A 20447-nucleotide genomic window follows, 5' to 3' on the forward strand; every position below is an offset into this window, starting at 1 on the left:
GAAGCAACCCGGCTCCTCTGGCTGGCCCGCCTTCCCATAAGGCGGGCATTCTGAACGTGTCAGCTCAGTTCAGCGTAGAAGTCATTTCCCTTGTCGTCGATAACAATAAAGGCGGGGAAGTCTTCAACCTCGATTTTCCACACGGCTTCCATGCCCAGTTCGGGATACTCCAGCACCTCAACCTTGCGGATACAGTCCTGCGCCAGCCGGGCAGCCGGACCACCGACGGACCCCAGATAGAAGCCACCATAAGTCTGGCAGGCTTCCTTCACCGCTTTGGAGCGGTTGCCTTTGGCCAGCATGATGTAGGAGCCGCCTGCGGCCTGAAGCTCGGCCACGTAGGAGTCCATGCGTCCGGCTGTGGTCGGGCCAAAGGAGCCGGTTGCCATGCCTTCCGGCGTTTTGGCGGGGCCAGCGTAATAAACGGGATGGTCCTTCAGATATTGCGGCAGACCCTCACCGCGTTCCAGCCGTTCCCGGAATTTGGCGTGGGCAATATCCCGCGCCACAACGACTGTACCGGTCAGCGCAAGGCGGGTTTTGACCGGGTAGCGGGAGAGTTCCTTGCGGATATCATCCATCGGGCGGTTGAGGTCGATTTTCACGGCCTCGCCTTCCAGATGTTCATCCGTGGTTTCCGGCAGGAAGCGGGCCGGGTCATGCTCCAGTTCTTCCAGAAAGAAGCCATCCGCCGTGATGCGCGCTTTGATCTGCCGGTCCGCCGAGCAGGAGACGCCCATCCCGACAGGCAGGGAGGCACCGTGGCGCGGCAGGCGGATCACGCGGACATCATGGCAGAAATATTTGCCACCAAACTGAGCGCCAATGCCCAGCTTGCGCGTCAGTTCCAGAACCTTCTGCTCCATCTCCACATCCCGGAAGGCGTGGCCGGTCATGCTGCCGCTGGTGGGCAGGCTGTCATACCAGTGGGTGGAGGCCAGTTTGACGGTCTTGAGCGTCTGCTCGGCAGACATGCCGCCAATCACAATGGCCAGATGGTACGGCGGGCAGGCGGATGTGCCGAGTGTTTTGATTTTAACATCCAGCCAGTCCAGCAGCTTCTGCTCGGACCCCAGCAGGGCGCGGGTTTCCTGAAACAGGAAGGTCTTGTTGGCAGAACCGCCGCCCTTGGCCACAAACATCAGGTCAAACTGTTCATCATGATGCGTGGCGGGGCTTGCGAAAATATCGCACTGTACCGGCAGGTTGGTGCCGGTGTTTTTTTCCTCAAACATGCTGAGGGGCGCCATCTGGGAATAGCGCAGGCTGGTGCGGGTATAGGTTTCATACACACCTTTGGAGAAGGCGACTTCTTCATCACCTTCCACCCACACGCGCTGGCCTTTTTTGCCAAAAACAATGGCGGTGCCGGTATCCTGACACATAGGCAGCACGCCCCCTGCGGCAATGCAGGCATTTTTCAGCAGGTCCAGCGCCACGAAGCGGTCATTGTCCGAGGCTTCGGGGTCTTGGAGGATGCTGGCAAGCTGCTTGAGGTGCGCCGGGCGCAGATAATGCGCAACTTCATGAAAGGCCTGCGCCGTGAACTCCGTCAGGGCTTCGGGCGTGATGTGCAGGATGGTCTTGCCGCCACATTCCGATGTGCTGACACCGGCGATATCCACCTTCCGGTAGGACGTAGTGTCCTCCCCCAGAGGAAAAATGGGGGAGTAGGTAAAGGCGGGTACCGGGGGGCGAGGGGGCTGGCTGGTCATGATGTGCTGAACTCTCCGTCGGCCTGCCCCGAAAAGTGGGGCTTAACCGGGTGATGGCCCCTTCTTGCGAAAGGCGTCAAGACTGACAACCTGTGAGGAGGAGTCACTTTCCGCTGAGCCTTCCGCCTCGTCCCCAGCCGGGGTGGCCGTCGGGGCTTCTGCCACAGGCGCGAACTCTTCGTCCGGTTCCGCCGCCGTGAAATGCAGGCTGAGATGGATGGAAGGGTCCGCAAAACCGGTAAAGGCCCGCACGGGAATTTCCAGAATGGAGCCGACGCCGCCAAAGGACAGACCAACCGAGACTTTCCCTGCTGTGCGGTCCACATTCAGGTCCCAGAACTGGTGTTGCAGCACGATCGTCATCTCATGCGGGTACTGCGCGCGGAGCCGGTCCGGGATCACCACGCCGGGGATATCCGTGCGGAATGTCAGGTAAAAATGATGTTCTCCTGCAAGGCCTTCACGGCTTACATAGTCCAGCGCGCTCAGCATGACGCCACGATAGGCGTCCTCCAGCCATGTTTCATAAGGCAGCAGGCTTTCTGGCGGGAAAACGCCATTTTCCGGGGTGTTATCGTGGTCATCCGCCATGACTGCTCTCCTCGTTTGCGCCGGGTCGACATTCCGGCGTTCTGTCATATCACTCTGCCGTCAGCCATGCGTGAAAGAGGGGGGAAGTGCAAGTCGGCATGGCATAATTCTGCAACACATCCGGCTGGCAGACGCGCCACCGCTGCCTCTTCAAAAGTTCTTGATCCGTGCCTGCCTGGGGTGTTTGCGGGACGTGCTGAGTGTCGGGCCTGGGTCCAGGCCATATCCCTGATTTCTGCGCAGGAGAATTTTTTAGGGGAAGGACGCCAGTTTGCTGGCGGCTAAAGTGGGAGGGCTTCTGTTGCCCGGTGCCCTCCCGAACCGCGCTTATCGCTTATGCAGCGACAGCGAGCACCTCAGTGTTATCATTGGCACTTGTAAGTTTAGCCCGATAACGGCGGTACAATGCCGGGCAAAAGGAAGGTCTTTACCACGCGTGTCGAGCCTGTTTCGTCCCCATCCGTCCGGGCCGTAAGGCCGGATTGAAAATGGTGGAGACGCCGGGTACTGCCCCCGGGTCCACAACGATTATTCCACGTTCCGTTTATCACCATAGCCAAGGAGCAAGCCCCTCCGGCACTGATGAACATAAGGAGCACGGGGCAGTTTTGCAAGAGGAATGGAGCAGGCGTCATGCCGCATCAGGCCGGAAGGCGCTGTTTGCTATGGGCTTCAGCCAGTATCAGCAGGCGTTCCAGATCCTCTGTTTCAATATCAAATGTTTCCCCGGTTTTATGGAGGGCCGCCAGAATATCCTCGCGGTGCAGTCCGGCGGCTTTTTCTGTCTGGTGGGGAACGGTGACCGCATGGTGCGGGTAGCTGTGGCCGGAAAGCCTGTGAAACATCATGCCGATGCAGACCAGCACGATGGAATTGAGCCCTACGGGAATGAGCGGGAAGAGGAGAGCCGTTTCCAGCCCGGCAGAAGAGGGGTGCAGCATAACCGCTGTCAGAGCAGCGGCTCCGCCCGGCGGATGCAGGGTGCGGGTGGCGCTCATCACCATAATGGCCAGTCCTACCGCGAGCCCCGCCGCAAGCATGGGATTGGCAATAAGCAGGCTGACCAGCACGCCGGTCGCGGCGGAGAGGATGTTGCCCATAATCACTGCGCGCGGTTTTGCCAGCGGGCTTGCGGGGATGGCAAAAACCAGAACGGACGACGCGCCGATGGGGGCGACCAGAGCAGGCAGGGCGGCGGGCGCGCACAGGGCGGTCAGCCCCATGCTGGCCAGAATACCACAAAGTGCTCCCGGACCGGCTGCCAGAGAAAGCGGGATGCCAACGCCTGTTTGTCCTGAAGGCATGGGAAATTTCTGGAACAGGCTACGCATACATGCAGTATCCACTACATATGAATGTTTAATTTTTATTTATATCGATTGTAAAATAATTTGCGTATTCTACCGTTTCCGGTGTCATAATTAGATAGACACTGTCTAATGAAATTTTATTATTAACTGATAATTGCTCTTTATGTAGGCTGCGATAAGCGTCCTGCCGGTGCGATGAATCATTTCCGCGCAGAGCATTTTGCGCTAGGGAGAGGCTATGTCACTGACCGATGCTCAACGCGCCGAAATTGCGGCGCACGCCCAGGAAACAAGCTCCACCCGTCGGCCAACGGTGCCCGCGCTGGAAGCCATGCTCTATGAACCTCAGGAGGTGCTCGACCACGGGTTCCTGCGGGTGATTGACTATATGGGGGACGATTCCGCCATTGTGCAGGCGGCCCGTGTTTCCTACGGTCGCGGCACGCGCAAGGTCTCGGAAGATGCCGGGCTGATCCGCTACCTGATGCGGCATCGTCATTCCTCGCCGTTTGAAATGTGCGAGATGAAATTTCACGTCAAACTGCCGATCTTTGTGGCGCGGCAGTGGATCCGCCACCGTATGGCCAGCGTGAACGAATATTCTGCCCGTTATTCCATTCTCGACAGTGAATTCTACATTCCGGCCCCGGACCATATGGCGGCCCAGAGTGCCGTGAACCGTCAGGGCCGTGGGGATGTGCTGGCCCCGGATGCTGCCGCTGCCGTTATGGATATTCTGCGGGATGATGCCATCCGCACCTACCGCAATTATGAGACCATGCTGAGCACGGAAGAGGATGGCTACGGTCTGGCGCGTGAGCTGGCGCGTATCAACCTGACCGTGAACACCTATACCCAGTGGTACTGGAAGATTGATCTGCACAACCTGATGCATTTTCTGGCCCTGCGGCTGGACCCGCATGCGCAGTATGAAATCCGGGTTTATGCGGAAGCCATGCTGAAAATCCTGCATGCCTGGGTGCCGCAGACGGCGGCTGCGTTTGAGGATTATCGCCGGGGCGCGGTGACGTTCTCTGCCGGGATGCTGAAAATTGTGCGCCGTATGCTGGCCGGGGAACAGGTGGAGCAGGCAGGTTCCGGCCTGAGTAAGCGGGAATGGGATGAAATGATGGCTGTTCTGAAAGGCTGAGTTCCAGCCTGTGAAGAAGACCTCTTTTCAAGACGAGCCCTTTACGGAGAGTGAGGCGGGCGTTCCGGCTGCGTCCTCTCCGTTTCCGGCCACGCCGGAGGATCTGAAGGGCTTGCGTCCGCCCGCAGAGCGCCTGCCGAATTTCACGCCCTTTCTTGTGGTGGCAGCCCTGCTTGTGGGTGTGTGGGCCTATCTGTTTTTTACGGCCCCGAAAGATATGAAGCCCCAGCATCTGCATGTGTGTGAAACACAGGGGCCGGACAGCCACAAGACGCTCTGCTTCCATTAAAAATTGACACATCCGTCAAATTCATTATTTTTGTGCAGGTCAGCCGATCAGGATGATGTGTGGTGACCAGACGTGTCTTTTCTGTATCGTCAGAAACGTCATCGTTTTTGCGGCTGGCTGATTTTTCTTACAGAAAATGGATTGAAGCGAGATGTCTATTTTGAAGCGCAGATTTGCACGCACACTCGGTCTGGCCGTAGGGGCGGCTGCCTTGTTCAGCACACTCGCTCCGGCTCATGCAGAGGATGACTCTCTTCGCCAGAAGCAGACGCAGGCCTGCAAAGGGGATGCCCTCAAGCTGTGCGCGCTAGCCATCCCGAATGAAAAGAAAATTACCGCCTGCATGGAACGGAAAAAAGACAAGCTCAGCCCGCAATGCCGTGCGTTTTTTGAAAACAAGCCCGCTGGCGGCAAAAAAGCGCCTGCAAAAAAGCACTAAACCCTGCGCCGGGGGAGGTGGGAATAACCCGCCTCCCGGCCATTAACCGGCGGGACTGCTTTTCGCCTTCAGAGCTGCAGCGGTCGCCTGCGCAATCCGGCGGAAGGCCTGAGCGCCCTCACTGTCAGGGGCACTGGCGACAATCGGCGCTCCTGCATCCCCGGTGGAGCGGATATCGGCAAGAAGAGGCACTTCCCCAAGGAAGGGCACCCCCATGGCTTCGGCTTCCTTCCTTGCGCCGCCATGGCCGAACAGTTCGGTATTATGGCCGCAGTTCGGGCAGCAGAAGTAGGACATGTTCTCAATCAGGCCGAGAACCGGCACCTTCATTTTCTCAAACATGCTTACGCCGCGCCGTGCATCAATCAGGGCGATATCCTGCGGGGTAGACACAATTACAGCGCCTGCCAGCGGCACTTTCTGCATCAGGGACAACTGGGCATCCCCCGTGCCCGGTGGCATATCAACCACCAGAACATCCAGCGGCCCCCAGTCCACATCTGTCAGAAACTGATTGATGGCCCCCATCACCATCGGGCCACGCCAGATCATGGCCTGCTTTTCATCCACCAGCATACCAATGGAGACAGCCTTCAGCCCCCACACCGGCATGGGTTGCAGGCGGCCTTCGCGCACGTCCGGTTTGTTTGTATCCGTGCCGAGCATGCGGTGCAGGGACGGGCCATGAATATCCGCATCCATCAGCCCCACGCGCAGCCCTTCCTGCGCCAGACCAATTGCCAGATTGGTGGCGGTGGTGGATTTGCCAACGCCCCCCTTGCCGGACGCTACGGCGATAATGGCTTTTACGTCAGGCAGAACCGGCGCATCCGGTGCCGGGGCCGGACCGCCAAACGGACGATGGCCACCGCCCGAGGCTTTGGGGCGTGCCGGAGCAGAAGGGGCAGCCGGCGTGCCGCCGGACGCCGGGCCGGGGCGGTGCGCTGTGAGAATGACGATGGCGGTCTGCACCCCCGGCAGCTTTTCCAGCGCGGGTTTGGCGGCATCACATAGCGGGGCGAGGGTTGCGGCCTGTTCCTTGCTGGCGGCCAGCGCCACACTCAGCCGCCCGTCTTCCAGCCGGAACCCGTCCAGCTTGCTCAGGGCCAGCAGGGAATGGCCTGTTTTGGTGTCCCGCACGGAATCCAGCACACGGGCAACGTCATCATGATGAAGGGGAGAAGAGTGTTCCACGGTTGTTTGTCCTGACTCTGGCTTTCTGTGCGGCGCGAAAGGCCTGTGCCCTGTTGGCAACAGCATGAGGCCGCCGCCGTCAAGGGGGCGGAACGGGTCCTGTTTTGCCCACCCCATCGTTTTGCCGCTTTTTTCGGGAATTCGGTGCGGGTAAAGAAGGAACTGGTCGCCCGATATCTGGTGTGCGTCTGAAGTCTGATGGAAAAAGGGGCTGATCCGTTATCATGAGCGTCCTGCCGCCTGATCCGTCTAGCATGGAAAGCCCTGTTTTGTCCTCAGCTTTACCTTCTCAGCCTGCGCCGCCGGTGGCGCGCTCCGTGCGGGACCACCGGATTGACGCCATGCGGGGTGTGGCGCTGCTGATGATGTTTGTGGACCATATTCCGCAAAGCCTGCTCAACCGTTTTACCATGCGCAATGTCGGCTTTGCCGATGCGGCGGAAATCTTTGTTCTGCTGGCAGGCTATGCCTCATGGCTGGCCTATGGGCGCGGTTTCAGGAAATACGGGGTGTCCGTGTGTCTGGGCCGGATCTTCCGGCGGTGCGTACAGCTTTATATCGGCCAGACGATTATGGTGATGGTGTATGTCCTCACCATCCGTGTGTGGCGGCATTATACGCTGGTGCCGGTGGATTTTCTGGAGCCGGAACTGGCGCACGGGCTGAGCTGGGTCTGGCGTGTCATGATGTTTGACGCGCTGCCCAGTAACCTGAATATCCTGCCGCTCTACATTGTTTTGCTGGGCGGGTTTCCGCTGTTTTATGTACTGATGCGCATTCACCGGTCTCTCGCGCTGCTGCTGGCTGGCGCGATGTGGATGCTGGTCAATCTGGACCCGGATCTCAATCTGCCCAACTGGCTGGACCCGGATGGCTGGTATTTCAACCCGTTTGCCTGGCAGTTTCTGTTCGCGCTCGGGGCGTCCGCCGCGGCTGAGACGGAACGGCGCGGTGCGGACTTCCCGCGGGTGGATCTGCTGGCCGGGTGCTGCGTGCTGTATCTGATGTTTTCCGCCCTTCAGGCCTTTCCGTGGGCTTTGTGGGGGTTGCCGGACCTGCGGCCGTTCGGCGCGATGATCATGCCGGAAAAAAGCTGGCTTTCGCCTTTGCGGCTGCTGGATGTGATGGCCATTTTCTATCTGGTGCAGTCTTCCTCCGCTGCGCGCAAATGGGCGGCGGAAAGCCGCATGGGCCAGATTCTGGCCCGTGTGGGGCGGCATTCTCTGGAAATTTTTGTGGTGGGCACCGTGCTGGACCTGTATGCGCGCCTGCTGTTCAGCACCTTTGGGGATGGCTGGCTGTTGCAGATTGTCGTCAACGTGGTGGGGCTGAGCATTTTGCTGGTGCTGGCCGCGTGGCTGGATGGGTATCGCAAGCGCCAGCGGGCGGCAAACGCAGCATGAGGGGCTGAGGTGGGGGCCGGAAGGCCGGTGCGCAAAACAGGCTGACGATGAGGCAGGATCGTGCGATAGATTGAGGTCTGATGTGATTTCTGTCGTTTGAGAGTAGTTTCGCCCATGCGCCTGTTCAGCCCTCTTCTTCGTGCCGGTTCCTTGTCCTGCCTGCTGCTGGCGGGGGTTTCCGGCCCGGTTGTGGCACGGGCGGCGGAGGGGGCTGCTCTGCCCACAGCCCCGCAGGCAATCACGGCGCCGGTCGCGGGGCGGTTAAACGGCGCACCAGACAGTTTTGCGGATCTCGCGGCCCGGCTGCTGCCAGCCGTGGTCAATGTCTCCACCACCCAGACCGTCAAAAGCGGTTCGGAAGATGACGATGATGAGGGGGATGGCGGGGATGATCAGCTTCCCCAGATGCCCAACTTCCCGCAGGGCTCACCGTTTGAAAAATTCTTCCATGATTTCATGAACCGCCAGAACAGCCCGGATGGGCCGCCGCGCCGGATGCAGGCGCTGGGGTCCGGGTTTATTATCGACCCGGCAGGCTATATCGTGACGAACAACCACGTGATCCGTCATGCCGACAAAATCACGGTGACGTTGCAGGATAATACGGTGCTGACGGCCCGCGCCGTCGGGCATGATGACCGGACCGATCTGGCCCTGCTGAAAGTGGAGAGCAAGAAGCCGCTCCCCGCCGTGCATTTTGGGGATAGTGACAAGCGCCGGGTCGGGGACTGGGTTCTGGCCATCGGCAACCCGTTTGGTCTGTCCGGTACGGTGACAGCCGGGATTATTTCCTCACGCGGGCGCAATATTGATCAGGGGCCGTATGATGATTTCATCCAGACGGATGCGCCCATCAACAAGGGCAATTCCGGTGGCCCGCTGTTTGATATGGATGGCAACGTGATTGGCGTGAACACCGCCATTTACTCGCCGTCCGGTGGTTCTGTGGGGATTGGCTTTTCCATTCCGTCTAACGAGGCTCGCGGTATTCTGGAGCAGCTCCGCAAAACCGGGAAAGTCTCCCGTGGCTGGCTGGGGGTGCGCATCCAGAACGTGACGCAGGATATTGCGGATGGTCTGGGCCTCAGCCCCGCACGCGGCGCGCTGGTGGCCGGTGTGGAAAAAGATGGCCCCGCCGCCAAGGCGAAGTTGCAGACTGGCGATGTCATTCAGACGCTGGATGGTCAGCCGATTGAAGGCAAGGCGCTCCCGCGCCTCTCCGCCCAGTTGCCAGTCGGCACAGTGGCGCATCTCGGCGTGTGGCGTCACGGCAAGATGGTGGATGTGCCGGTGACGATTGGCATGCTGCCCGAACCGGCTGCGGAGCCGGAGGCCAAACCCGCAGCGGCTCCTAAAGGGGCGGCGGAAGTCAGCCTGTCCGCGCTGGGCTTTTCAGTCGGGCCGCTGGATGCAGCCGCACGGCAGAAATACAACCTGCCTTCCGGCCAGAAAGGTGTGCTGGTCACGTCCGTGAAGGATGGTGGGCTGGCGTCTGACCGTGGCCTGCGGGAAGGGGATGTGGTGACGGAGGTGCAGCAGGCGGAAGTGACCAGCCCGGCGGACCTCAAAAAGCGGATTGAAGCGGCTCAGAAGGCCCACAAAAAATCCATCCTGCTGCTGGTGCATGATGCCGATGGTCTGCGCTGGGTGCCGTTCCCACTGAATGGTGAGGACACTCCCTGAGCCTGTCCTGCGTTCTTTACCCGTCTTGTAAAGGCAGAACAGGTTTTTGATGCAGTTTAAATTTTTTGCCGCCCCATGGCTGGGGAACCCTGTTGTCCGGCAGACCATCAGACTTCTGGTCTCTGTCGGGCTTTGCGGGTTTGTGGCCTGGCTTACAAATTTGCAGGAGCCGGGCTGGGCGCTGATCACCTCGGTGATTGTCACCCAGAGCAGTATTACGGAAACCCTGTCCAGCGGGCGGTATCAGCTTGTGGGCACGCTGATCGGCGCGGCCGCCAGTATCCTGCCTATTACGCTCCTGCTGTACCACTGGCCGTTATGGAGAGCCTTTGCTGTGGCCTTTGTGCCGCTGGCGGTTCTGGCCTCATGGAAGCCCGGCACGCGGATGAGCGTCGTCACGCTGATGATCGCGACGCTCTTTGCAACACCGAATGACCCGTATCTGCTCCCGATCGAGCGTGTGTTATCGATCCTGATGGGGGTCGGGGTGTCCATGCTGGTGACTTATGTTGTGCTGCATGAACAGGCGCGGCGGGATGCCTTTCGCAACGCGGCGGCAACGGTGCGCCAGAGTGTCGCCATGCTCACCCATGCCCGGAGCCACGCCATGAGCTGGTCGGACATTCAGGATCTGAATGATGCGGGCATCGCCTCCCTGCGCAAGGTGCAGACAGCGGTGGAAGAGGCCCGGCGTGAACACTGGCGGCCTCTGGAAAAGCGGGACCCTATGCTTGCGGCGCTCCCCAAGGCGTTGCGGCAGTTGCAGACAGATGCTCTGGTGGTAACGCGGGCGGTTCTGCTGGCGGAAAATCCGCCCCCAGACGGGCAGGATGACGCGACGGACCCGCTCAACCCCGGCCTGATGCGTGCGTTTGACTGGATTATTGAACGGTGTGAGGGTGAAGCCGTAGCCCGCACGGGCGAGGAATATCGGGTGGCGGCCGGAGTGATTACGGCGCTGCCGGAAGATACGGCGCAGGATGATGAGATCATGCGGTTTGTGATGGGCGTTCTCCGCACGGACCTGAAAACCCTGATCCAGCTTCTGGCGCAGGACGATACCAGACAGGCCTGAGGCGCGCTGGTGTATGGAATTGTTCAGCCTCTTTTTTAAGACGGAAAGTGTTCTGCCATGAATGATGAAGCCAATACCGTCATACGAGTCCATGCGCCGGGTGGCCCCGGTGTTCTGAGCGTGGAACATCAGCCTGTGCCCAGACCCGCACGAGGGGAAATTCTGCTGCGGCAGGAGGCGATCGGCGTCAATTTTATTGATACGTATTTCCGCTCCGGCCTGTATAAATTTCCGTCTCTGCCCGCTGTGCCGGGGATGGAAGGTGCTGGCGTGATTGAGGCTGTGGGGCCGGATGTGCAGGACCTCATTCCCGGCATGCGCGTTGCTTACGCTGGGGTTCTGGGCGGGTACGCGCACTACCGGACGATTGCGGCGGACCGGGTTGTGGTGCTGCCTGAGAGTGTGTCCTGCCGGACGGCGGCCTCCGTCATGCTGCGCGGGCTTTCCGCCCATATGCTGCTGCGGCAGGTTTATCCGGTGCGTAAAGGCGAGAGCATTCTGGTTTACGCCGCCGCCGGAGGGGTCGGGCAGTTGCTCTGCCAGTGGGGCAGGCATCTGGGCGCACGGGTGATCGGCGTGACTTCCACGCAGGAAAAGGCGGATGTGGCCCGCGCGTGCGGAGCTGCGGATGTGCTGATTGGCACGGATAATCTGCCCCAGCGTGTGCAGGACCTGACAAACGGCGCCATGGTGCCGGTTGTGTATGACAGCATCGGCAAGGATACGTTTGAGACCAGTCTGGACTGTCTGGCCCCGCGTGGCCTGATGGTCAGTTACGGCAATGCGTCCGGCCCGGTTACGGATGTGGATGTAGGCACATTAGGGGCGCACGGCAGCCTGTATCTCACCCGCCCGACGCTGATGACGTATATTGCAGACAAAGCCGAACTTCAGGCGTCTGCCGCGGAACTGTTCCGTATGCTGGAGCAGGGCGTGCTGAAGCCTGCCATTGGCCAGCATTACACGCTGACAGATGCGGCGCAGGCGCATCGGGCTCTGGAGTCGCGCAAGACAACCGGAAGCACCATTCTCCTGCCGTAAGACGGTCTGGCGCAGCTGGTGAGGGCGCGTCACGAAGAGGTGCTCCTTGCCGGATTATGGAACGGTGGGGTGGCTGAGGCGTTTTTTAAAGACGTGCCAACAGAGGCACAGACATGTGGCGGTTACGGCATGACGGGCCGTCACGGATGCGTTAGATTGACCTGTCTGCCCGGTACATCGGGTAGCAAGAAAGAATGCAAGGATATCTGATATGCCGAAATGTCCGGTAAAATGCCCGAAATCTCCCTGTGTGCGCGGTCTGCTGATTGCTGGCGTGGTTGCGGCTGTGGTTTATTTCTTCCGCAAGAAAAAATGCTGCGGCTAAGTCTGATTTTCTGATCAGATAAAGCTGCCCAAAAGCCCGCCCGGTCCCTGCCGGGCGGGCTTTTTTTGTGCAGGCTGGCGGCCCACGGCCTGACGCACATGCCTTGAGGTAGAGCAATGTGCTGGTAACGGGTTGTGTTATAATCCCGGCCCTGTATCAGACTAAATCCAGTGTAACTGCGGTCTGCACCCCCTGTGTTGTCAGACTGATTTCAGAAAGGATAAGGGCGTTGCATCCTATCGTCTCCCGTCTTGCTTCTCTGGCTGCAGGGTCCGTGGCTGCATGTGCGCTGACAGTTGGCGGCGTTGTTGCCGCTGGCCTGCCCTCAGCAGCGCATGCGCAGGCTTCTGTTCTGCTCAAAAACCAGTCCGCCAAAGCGATTGTGGAAACTGTTGATCATGACGCGCGTGAACTGCTGCTGCGTGAAGCCAACGGCCACCTCATCACCATTGAATATGGTGCGTCCGTGCGTGACCTGCCGCACGTGAATGCTGGCGACAAGCTGAGCATCCATTTTGTGGAAACGCTGGGTGCGGAAATTGCGCCTCCCGGCAGCCCGCTGCCGGAATCCACGCTGACAACCGCTAAAGGCTATGTGCATGGCCACCCGCGCGGCGTGATTGCGGCCTTCCGCCGTGAGCGCGCGACGGTGCAGAGCATTGACCTTGCAACCCACACTCTCTCCTTCGTCACGACGGATGGAGAATCTCACGTTGCCGTGCTGCGTATCAAAGCGATGCAGGACTTCATGGCGACGCTGAAGGTTGGGGATGTGATTGACATCACACGCATGGAATCCATTTCCTACCTTATCCTGAATGACACGGTTGCTCCGGCGGCCGACCCGAATGCGTCGGCTCCGGCCGATGCGGCCTCTGCCGCTGGTGCTGTGCCTGCCGCTCCTGCGGTTCCTGCCGTGCCAGGCGTTCCGGCTGCGCCCGCAGTTCCGGCGGCCCCTGCTGTACCGTCTGCTCCGGCAGCGCCTGCGGCCCAGTAAAGCGCCTCATTTTTGCAGAGCGTGCAGCAAAGGCGTCCCATCCGGGGCGCCTTTTCTTTTTGAGGTAAGTGCCATGAATTCACCTGATTGCTCATTGCACAGTCGAACTGTTTTTGATGGATCTGTGCTGCATGGTAAAAGCTCTCTTCCCTCTGCCTGAGACAGAGTCCCGCAACGCAGGGATAGATGTTCTGCGAGGTCTGGCAATCATCATGGTTATTGTGAACCATGTTGCGATCAGACTGCCGCTGGAAAAAACCCATATCGCAGGTGTTTTGCCCTACCGTGTGCTCCGTTTTCTCACACATCAGGGTTACCACAGCGTCTTTATGTTTTTTGTTATTTCCGGGTTTCTGATCACAACCGGCATGCTCCGGCGCTGGGGGAATTTGCGGAATAGTCAGCTGCCATTTTTCTATGCCCGGCGCTTTTCCCGTATTGTTCCCTGTCTGCTTGTCTTGCTCAGTACCCTTGTTGTGCTGGACCTCTGCGGCGTGCCGGATTTCATAATTAATAAAACAGGGCAAAGCCTTGGCGCTGCTCTGGCTTCAGCATTAGGATTGTATCTGAACAAATATGAATGCTGGACAGGATACCTGCCTGCGAACTGGGATGTTCTGTGGTCTCTTTCTATTGAGGAACTGTTCTATCTTATTTTCCCGCTCATTTGCCTGATGCTGCCACGATCAGAAAAATGGCAGATTATCCTGTTTGGAAGCGCGGCATTCGCTCTGCCTGTCACTATGCACCTGATGACGGGCGATGCTGATATCTGCCGGCATAAAGCCTATCTTCCGGGAGCATCGGCGTTGTCCGCAGGTGTGGCGGCGGCCCTTCTTCTCTCCCGGTCAGGCCGGATGGGGCGCTCTGGTGTCACGCTTCTGGGGTGGCTCGGTAGTATCGGGATTTTTCTGAGCTGTGTTCAGGTATATTTTATGCCTGACCCTGTGGCGGATGATCTGACTGTAGCCCTGACCCTGAGCACCGGGGCTTTGCTGATAGCTCTCTCTAAAGGCTGGGGGAGTATGGCACGGCACAGGGCTCTGGCGTGGGTCAGATCATGCGGCTTCATGAGTTATGAGATCTATCTGACCCATATGTTTTTTGTGCTCGGGCTTGTGCGGGCATATCAGGCTGCCGGATTTTCAGAGCGTTCAGCATGGATCTGTTACCCAGTTGCCCTGTTGGGGGCATGGTTGCTGGGGTACGTGACGGACCGGTTTTTGTCCTATCCCGCAGAGCGCAGGTTGCGTGTGCTGTTCAAGCAGCGTTTTTCCAGAGAGCAGAAAAAATTCTGAAAAAGTAAGTGCCTGTCAAAGAACAATGGTGAAGGCATGAGGTGAGTATGCCGGGTATTGGTCTGGATGTGAGAAGGATGGGCATCGTCCGCTCATAAAACACTAATAAAAATAGTTATAATATAATTACAACACGATAATGTTGACTTCAAAATTAAACACTAATAACGATTGTTTTTGTATCGTTTCGTATCCACGATTTTTATCGTAAATTCATACCAAAGGAAAATATCTTATGAAGCGGCGCCAGATCAGAGGCACATTCTGGGTCTCTCTTACCTGCACCGCTCTGTCCTGCTCAGGTCAGGCGCTGGCCAGCGCGTCTCAGGGCACAGAACCGGAGAATGAAAACGTCATTGTGACGGGCACGCGAGAGATCCATAAAAAAGTGCGGGACAGTCTCTCACCGGTGGATGTTGTCAGTAACCGCGAGATGCTCAACACAGGCCAGACAAATGCCACAGCAGCTCTGGCCCAGATTCTGCCATCTGTGACGCGCCCGGCGGTTGGACAATTTGATGGTGCCCCAACGGATTTTATCAGCCTGCGGGGCCTGAACCCCAATCAGACTCTGGTGCTGGTCAATGGCAAGCGCCACCATAATTCATCCTATTTATATACAGACGGTTTTGCCGATGGTGCCACGCCCACGGATATTGACCTGATTGCTCCGGAACTGATCGACCATATTGAAGTGCTGCGGGATGGTGCCGCGGCGCAATACGGGTCCGATGCTATTGCCGGTGTGGTCAATATTATTCTGAAAAAAGCAGATCATGGCGGCAGCGCGCGGAGCCAGATTGGTCAGACCTACGAGGGTGACGGTTTTGTTGTTCAGGCAGGGGCCGAGAAAGGGCTTAAACTTGGCTCATCCGGCTTTGTGGATCTGAGCTTTGACTATCGCCATCAGGACCACACGTTCAGAAGCGGCACGGACAACCGGACAGGCACGGATACGCTGCGTGTGGTGGGGGACCCTTCAACAACCCGTTATGACGTCGCTTTGAACGCGGGCTATACGTTTGAAAACGGGATTGAGGCGTATACGACGGAAACATACGCGCACCGCTTTACAGATATCATGCAGGTCTATCGCGTGCCCAGCCGTTTCCCGGAGGTCTATCCCAACGGGTTTACGCCGCATCAGACGGCGACGGAAAACGATTTTTCCGCAGCGGTCGGGCTGCGCGGTAATAACCTGTTTGGCTGGCACTGGGACCTTGCATCCAATTACGGTGGGGACTTCATTAACAGCAACCTGAATAACACGCTCAATAGCGGTCTCTACGCGGCGACGGGTTCCAGCCCGCTTTCCGTTCATCTTGCGGATTATTCCACCACACAGTTAAATAATGCCTTTGATCTGACAAAGCCTTTCAAAATTAAGGGACTTGCCGGGCCGTTAACTGTTGCGGCAGGGGTGTCCCACAGGTTTGAGACATATGGCACGGGCGTGGGCAGCCCCGCCTCTTATCTGTATGGGGGAACACAGGCGCAGGCAGGTTTGTTACCCTCCAACGCAGGCCCACATTCCCGCGTGGTCTATAGTACCTATCTGGATCTTTCTGCACGGCTGACCAGAAACTGGCAGGCAGAACTGGCTGGCCGTTATGAGCATTACACAGATTTTGGAAATACCTATAACGGCAAAGCCTCAACCCGATATGATATTACGCCGAAGCTGGCCGTAAGGGCGACATTCAGCACCGGGACGCGCGCGCCAAGTCTGGCGAATGAATATTACAGCGCGCTTGCTGTCGGGCCGGAAAGCGCAAGCGGCACACTGGCGGCAAACTCTGCCGCCGCGCGCCTGCTGGGGGCCACGCCGCTTAAACCGGAATATGCCACCAATCTGACAGCGGGGCTGGTCTATTCACCGCTTAAGCGTCTGCATGTCACGCTGGATGCCTATCAGATTGATATTCGGGATCGTATTGTCAGTGGTCCCGGTATTTCCGGGAATGCGGCTCTGGAGGCTCTGCGGGTGCAGGGGATTGCTGTCTCATCCTCTCTCGCGCCGGATGATGTTTCAGCGTCCTTTTTTACCAATGCAGCCGCAACCAGAACGCGCGGTGTTGATGTAACGGTCACGTACCGTACAGAATTCGGCCGTTTTGGTAATGTCGACTGGGATGCGTCTCTGAACGCCAATTATACCAGCATCCGGCATGTGAATACGCTGGCAAATGGCATGTCGGCACTCAATGCGCAGACGGCCGCCTATCTGGCCAGCAGCACACCCAAAAACCGGATTATCTTTGGTGGGCACTGGCAGTCTGCATCTGGCACATGGGATGTCAGCCTGCATGAACAACGCTTTGGCCAGACCGCGGATGAAATGACATGGTACGAGGGGCCTTATGCCTATTCTGCCACAGATTTTAACAGAATTTACAATCAGCCCCGCTGGATTACCAATTTTGAGGTGGGCTACCGGCCGATTGAAAAACTCCGTCTCGCCTTAGGTGCCAATAACCTGTTCAACAGTTATCCCAGCCGGATTCCTGCGGCAAACGGATATTACGGGTCAGGAAAATATGATGGTGCAGCAAGCCAGATTGGTATCAATGGCGGGTTTTATTACGCACAGGCGTCTTATCAGCTCTGATTATCATGGCTCTGGCCGGGAGCCTTTCAGCAACAGGACAGACCATCATGGCTCAGCTTACAAAACGTCAGCTTTTTTCCCTTACAGCCTCGGCTGCGTTTCTCACCTCTCTCCCGCGGGCGCAGGCCGCTCCCGGCAAGCAGCCGGTTCTTGAACTGGCGTTAAATGAAAATCCGTTTGGCCCTTCGCCCAAAGCGGAGCAGGCGCTGGCTGCGCAGATTAAAAACGCTAACCGCTACGGGGATACTCTTTCAGCCGATCAGTTTGTGGAGCAGGTTGCCAGATTTGAAAATGTCGCATCTGAGCAGATCATTCTCGGAGAAATTCTGGAACTTCTTGGCCTGTTTCTGGCCGCCCGTGCACCGGTTGGAGGGAATATCGTCTATTCCTCGCCCGGTTACATGGCTCTGGTCGATGCGGGCAAACCGGCAGGTTTGACAGGCGTTGGGGTGCCGCTGGATGCGTCTTTGAAAAATGATTTACCAGCACTTGCAAAAGCCATCACACCCCAGACGAAAGCCCTTTATCTTGTAAACCCGCATAATCCGAGCGGGACTGTCTCGGCGCCAGCGGATTTTGAGAAATTTCTTCGGGACATCTCCAGAAAAACGCTTGTAATTGTCGATGAAGCGTATCTTGAATATGGCACTTCCGTGCGGAGCGCCGCCTCCCTTACGCGACAGGGGGAGAATGTCGCGGTTTTCAGAACATTTGATAAAATTTACGGTCTCGCCGGGCTGCCTATCGGGTATCTTGTGGCTCCGCGCTCACTGGCTACATCGTTGCGCGATGCAGGGTTTGGGAACCCGCATGGTCTCGGGCGGCTGGCTATCAGTGCCGCCAGTGCCGCTTTGACGGATCAGAACTGGGTCCGTTCTGTTCATACCCGTATTGCCGCAGGGCGCACACGCCTGACGCAAACACTGGACAGTCTGAAATTAAAGCACACAGACAGCGAGGCCAATTTTGTCTTTTTCCAGAGCCCGAAACCTGTGACGGATGTCCGGGAGCAATTTGCAAAACAGGGCATCGTGATTGCCCGTCCTTTTGCACCGCTGAATGACTGGTTGCGCATTTCCGTGGGTACGGAAGCAGAGGTGACGCGCGTTATCTCTGCCCTGAAAGAGATTTTTGCCACCTGACGGCCGGGAGGCCGGAGAAGAGACCGGCCTCCCGTTTTTTACAGGCGCTCTGTGCGGTTTTACCGCGGTGTACGCCGGGTCAGTTGCCCGACGTCACGCACGGCACCACGTGCGGCACTGGTGGTGAGTGCTGCGTAGGCTTTCAGAGCCGTGGAGACAACGCGGTCTCGCTTTGGCTGCCATGCGGCATCGCCTTTTTCATCCATCCGCTCCCGCCGGGCAGAAAGCTCACTGTCTGGCACTGCAACGGACAGGCGGCGGTTGGGAATGTCGATCTCAATCCGGTCCCCTTCTTCCACCAGACCAATCACGCCGCCTTCCCCTGCTTCCGGGGAAATATGGCCGATGGACAGGCCCGAGCTGCCACCCGAGAAGCGACCATCGGTAATCAGGGCGCATTTTTCGGCCAGCCCTTTGGATTTCAGGTAGCTGGTCGGGTAGAGCATTTCCTGCATGCCGGGGCCGCCTTTGGGGCCTTCATACCGGATGAGCACCACGTCACCGGGTTGAATTTTATCTCCCAGAATGGCGGCAACAGCATCATCCTGACTTTCAAAAATACGGGCCTGACCAGAGAAGGTTTCAAGGCCTGCTGCCACGCCAGCGGTTTTTACAATGGCACCGTCTTCGGCCAGATTGCCGTACAGCACTGCCAGACCGCCATCCTGATTGTAAGCGTGCGCGCCATCACGAATGGCGCCGTTTTCCTGATCCGTATCCAGCTCCTTATACAGGCTGGCCTGAGAAAACGCCTGCGTGGTGCGCACGCCGCCGGGGGCCGCACGGAAGAAGTCACGGGCTTTAGTATTGTCCGCATTGTCGGTGGCCCGGATGTCCCATGCTGCTAGCCCGTCTTTCAGGCTTGCGGCATGCACCATCGGGATTTCATTATGCAGCAGGCCGAGGCGGTCCAGCTCCCCCATAATGGCGGGAATACCACCAGCCCGATGCACATCTTCCATATGCACGTCCGAACGGGACGGAGAGACCTTGCACAGATGCGGCACCTTGCGGGAGAGGCGGTCAATATCCTGCATAGTAAAGGGCACTTCACCCTCGTGGGCGGCGGCCAGCAGATGCAGCACCGTGTTGGTGGAGCCCCCCATGGCGATATCAACAGACATTGCGTTTTCAAACGCCTTCATGGTGGCAATGCTGCGCGGCAGCACGCTGGCGTCGTCCTGCTCATAATAGCGGCGGGCCAGATCCACGACGCGCTTCCCGGCTTCCACAAACAGCTCCCGCCGTGCGGCGTGCGTTGCAACAAGCGTGCCGTTGCCGGGCAGGGACAGGCCGAGGGCTTCCGTCAGGCAGTTCATGGAATTGGCGGTGAACATGCCGGAGCAGGAGCCGCAGGTCGGGCAGGCGGAGCGTTCAATGGCCTGAGAGTCCGCCTCACTGACGGTCGGGTTGGCGGCGGCGACCATGGAGGTCACGAGGTCGGCCCGCTGCTCGATATCATCCAGCGTGACGCGCCCGGCTTCCATCGGGCCGCCAGAGACAAACACCACCGGAATGTTCAGCCGCATGGAGGCCATCAGCATGCCGGGGGTAATCTTGTCACAGTTGCTGATGCAGACCAGCGCATCCGCACAATGCGCGTTGACCATATATTCCACGGCATCGGCAATCAGCTCGCGCGAGGGCAGGCTGTAGAGCATCCCGCCATGGCCCATGGCAATGCCATCATCCACCGCAATGGTGTTGAACTCGCGGCCAATGCCTCCGGCTTCCGCAATGGCGTCACACACAAGCTGACCCATGTCTTTGAGGTGGACATGGCCGGGCACAAACTGGGTGAAGGAGTTGGCGACGGCAATAATGGGTTTGCCGAAGTCTGAATCCTTCATGCCTGTGGCGCGCCACAGGCTGCGGGCGCCTGCCATGTTGCGGCCATGGGTAGTAGTGCGGGAACGGTAACCGGCCATTGCGGGGTCTCTCTGGTCAATACATCAAAAGGGGTAAAAAAGACGGCCCGGTCTCAGGCAGGCCGACAATGCGGGCGCGCATCCTACGCCATAAGTGGGGCTGTGTCAGGGTGTGGGGAAGGGGTTTGAGACATATTCGGTGTAAAAGTGCTACAGTTTCATGACATTTGTTGCGTATGGGTGCGTTTGTTCACGGCTCTGGTTGCAGGCCGCCGGGTGGTTCAGTATTGCTCCCAATTCCCGGCCTGTAGATCGGAAC

General features: G+C 58.3%; 16 protein-coding genes and 1 other RNA gene. 11 read left to right on the forward strand and 6 right to left on the reverse strand.

The window, feature by feature from the left end:
* Positions 1-59: 59 nt before the first annotated feature.
* The 4 genes from KP699_RS01305 to KP699_RS01320 all read right to left on the reverse strand — a co-directional run bounded on the left by KP699_RS01305 (position 60) and on the right by KP699_RS01320 (position 3610).
* A complete protein-coding gene (locus KP699_RS01305; protein WP_215761373.1) occupies positions 60-1715 on the reverse strand; it encodes a fumarate hydratase in 1656 nt (551 codons plus the stop codon).
* Positions 1716-1757: 42 nt separating this feature from the next.
* Positions 1758-2306: an SspB family protein gene (locus tag KP699_RS01310; protein WP_215761374.1), complete on the reverse strand. Its 549-nt coding sequence runs from the start codon at positions 2304-2306 to the stop codon at positions 1758-1760.
* A gap of 285 nt (positions 2307-2591) precedes the next feature.
* Positions 2592-2924, reverse strand: a transfer-messenger RNA (tmRNA) gene (gene ssrA / locus KP699_RS01315).
* 23 nt (positions 2925-2947) lie between these two features.
* The gene (locus KP699_RS01320; protein ID WP_215761375.1) at positions 2948-3610 is read right to left on the reverse strand and encodes an HPP family protein; all 663 of its coding nucleotides are present in this window, start codon (positions 3608-3610) and stop codon (positions 2948-2950) included.
* A 244-nt stretch (positions 3611-3854) separates the two neighbouring features.
* Here KP699_RS01320 and thyX point away from each other — a divergent pair, with 244 nt between their 5' ends.
* The 3 genes from thyX (at position 3855) to KP699_RS01335 (ending at position 5494) form a co-directional block, all read left to right on the forward strand.
* Positions 3855-4766: an FAD-dependent thymidylate synthase gene (gene thyX / locus KP699_RS01325; RefSeq protein WP_215761376.1), complete on the forward strand. Its 912-nt coding sequence runs from the start codon at positions 3855-3857 to the stop codon at positions 4764-4766.
* 10 nt (positions 4767-4776) lie between these two features.
* The gene (locus tag KP699_RS01330) at positions 4777-5055 is read left to right on the forward strand and encodes a hypothetical protein (protein WP_215761377.1); all 279 of its coding nucleotides are present in this window, start codon (positions 4777-4779) and stop codon (positions 5053-5055) included.
* A 151-nt stretch (positions 5056-5206) separates the two neighbouring features.
* Positions 5207-5494, forward strand: coding sequence for a hypothetical protein (locus KP699_RS01335; RefSeq protein ID WP_237388861.1), 288 nt, complete (start codon positions 5207-5209; stop codon positions 5492-5494).
* Between the two features lie 42 nt (positions 5495-5536).
* Here the strand turns inward: KP699_RS01335 and KP699_RS01340 are convergent, their stop codons facing one another.
* The gene (locus tag KP699_RS01340; RefSeq protein ID WP_237388862.1) at positions 5537-6688 is read right to left on the reverse strand and encodes an Mrp/NBP35 family ATP-binding protein; all 1152 of its coding nucleotides are present in this window, start codon (positions 6686-6688) and stop codon (positions 5537-5539) included.
* 254 nt (positions 6689-6942) lie between these two features.
* Between KP699_RS01340 and KP699_RS01345 the strand changes: the two genes are divergently transcribed.
* From KP699_RS01345 to KP699_RS01380, 8 genes are all read left to right on the forward strand, one after another.
* Positions 6943-8091 carry an OpgC family protein gene (locus KP699_RS01345; RefSeq protein ID WP_374196863.1) on the forward strand — a complete coding sequence of 383 codons (1149 nt, stop codon included), beginning with the start codon at positions 6943-6945 and terminating at the stop codon, positions 8089-8091.
* A gap of 114 nt (positions 8092-8205) precedes the next feature.
* Positions 8206-9774: a DegQ family serine endoprotease gene (locus KP699_RS01350; RefSeq protein ID WP_215761379.1), complete on the forward strand. Its 1569-nt coding sequence runs from the start codon at positions 8206-8208 to the stop codon at positions 9772-9774.
* 49 nt (positions 9775-9823) lie between these two features.
* Positions 9824-10849 carry an aromatic acid exporter family protein gene (locus tag KP699_RS01355; protein WP_212355308.1) on the forward strand — a complete coding sequence of 342 codons (1026 nt, stop codon included), beginning with the start codon at positions 9824-9826 and terminating at the stop codon, positions 10847-10849.
* A 57-nt stretch (positions 10850-10906) separates the two neighbouring features.
* A complete protein-coding gene (locus KP699_RS01360; protein ID WP_215761380.1) occupies positions 10907-11890 on the forward strand; it encodes a quinone oxidoreductase in 984 nt (327 codons plus the stop codon).
* Positions 11891-12444: 554 nt separating this feature from the next.
* Complete coding sequence (locus KP699_RS01365) at positions 12445-13212, forward strand: hypothetical protein (RefSeq protein ID WP_215761381.1); 768 nt, start codon at positions 12445-12447, stop codon at positions 13210-13212.
* A gap of 131 nt (positions 13213-13343) precedes the next feature.
* Positions 13344-14510 carry an acyltransferase gene (locus KP699_RS01370; RefSeq protein ID WP_215761382.1) on the forward strand — a complete coding sequence of 389 codons (1167 nt, stop codon included), beginning with the start codon at positions 13344-13346 and terminating at the stop codon, positions 14508-14510.
* Between the two features lie 235 nt (positions 14511-14745).
* Positions 14746-17118 carry a TonB-dependent siderophore receptor gene (locus KP699_RS01375; protein WP_215761383.1) on the forward strand — a complete coding sequence of 791 codons (2373 nt, stop codon included), beginning with the start codon at positions 14746-14748 and terminating at the stop codon, positions 17116-17118.
* 47 nt (positions 17119-17165) lie between these two features.
* Complete coding sequence (locus KP699_RS01380; protein ID WP_215761384.1) at positions 17166-18260, forward strand: histidinol-phosphate transaminase; 1095 nt, start codon at positions 17166-17168, stop codon at positions 18258-18260.
* Positions 18261-18319: 59 nt separating this feature from the next.
* Here KP699_RS01380 and ilvD read toward each other — a convergent pair whose 3' ends face one another.
* Positions 18320-20188: a dihydroxy-acid dehydratase gene (gene ilvD / locus KP699_RS01385; RefSeq protein ID WP_215761385.1), complete on the reverse strand. Its 1869-nt coding sequence runs from the start codon at positions 20186-20188 to the stop codon at positions 18320-18322.
* Between the last annotated feature and the right edge of the window lie 259 nt (positions 20189-20447).

Origin of the sequence: Acetobacter sp. P1H12_c, assembly GCF_018811975.1 — a bacterium.
In the GTDB taxonomy this organism is placed as follows: domain Bacteria; phylum Pseudomonadota; class Alphaproteobacteria; order Acetobacterales; family Acetobacteraceae; genus Acetobacter; species Acetobacter persici.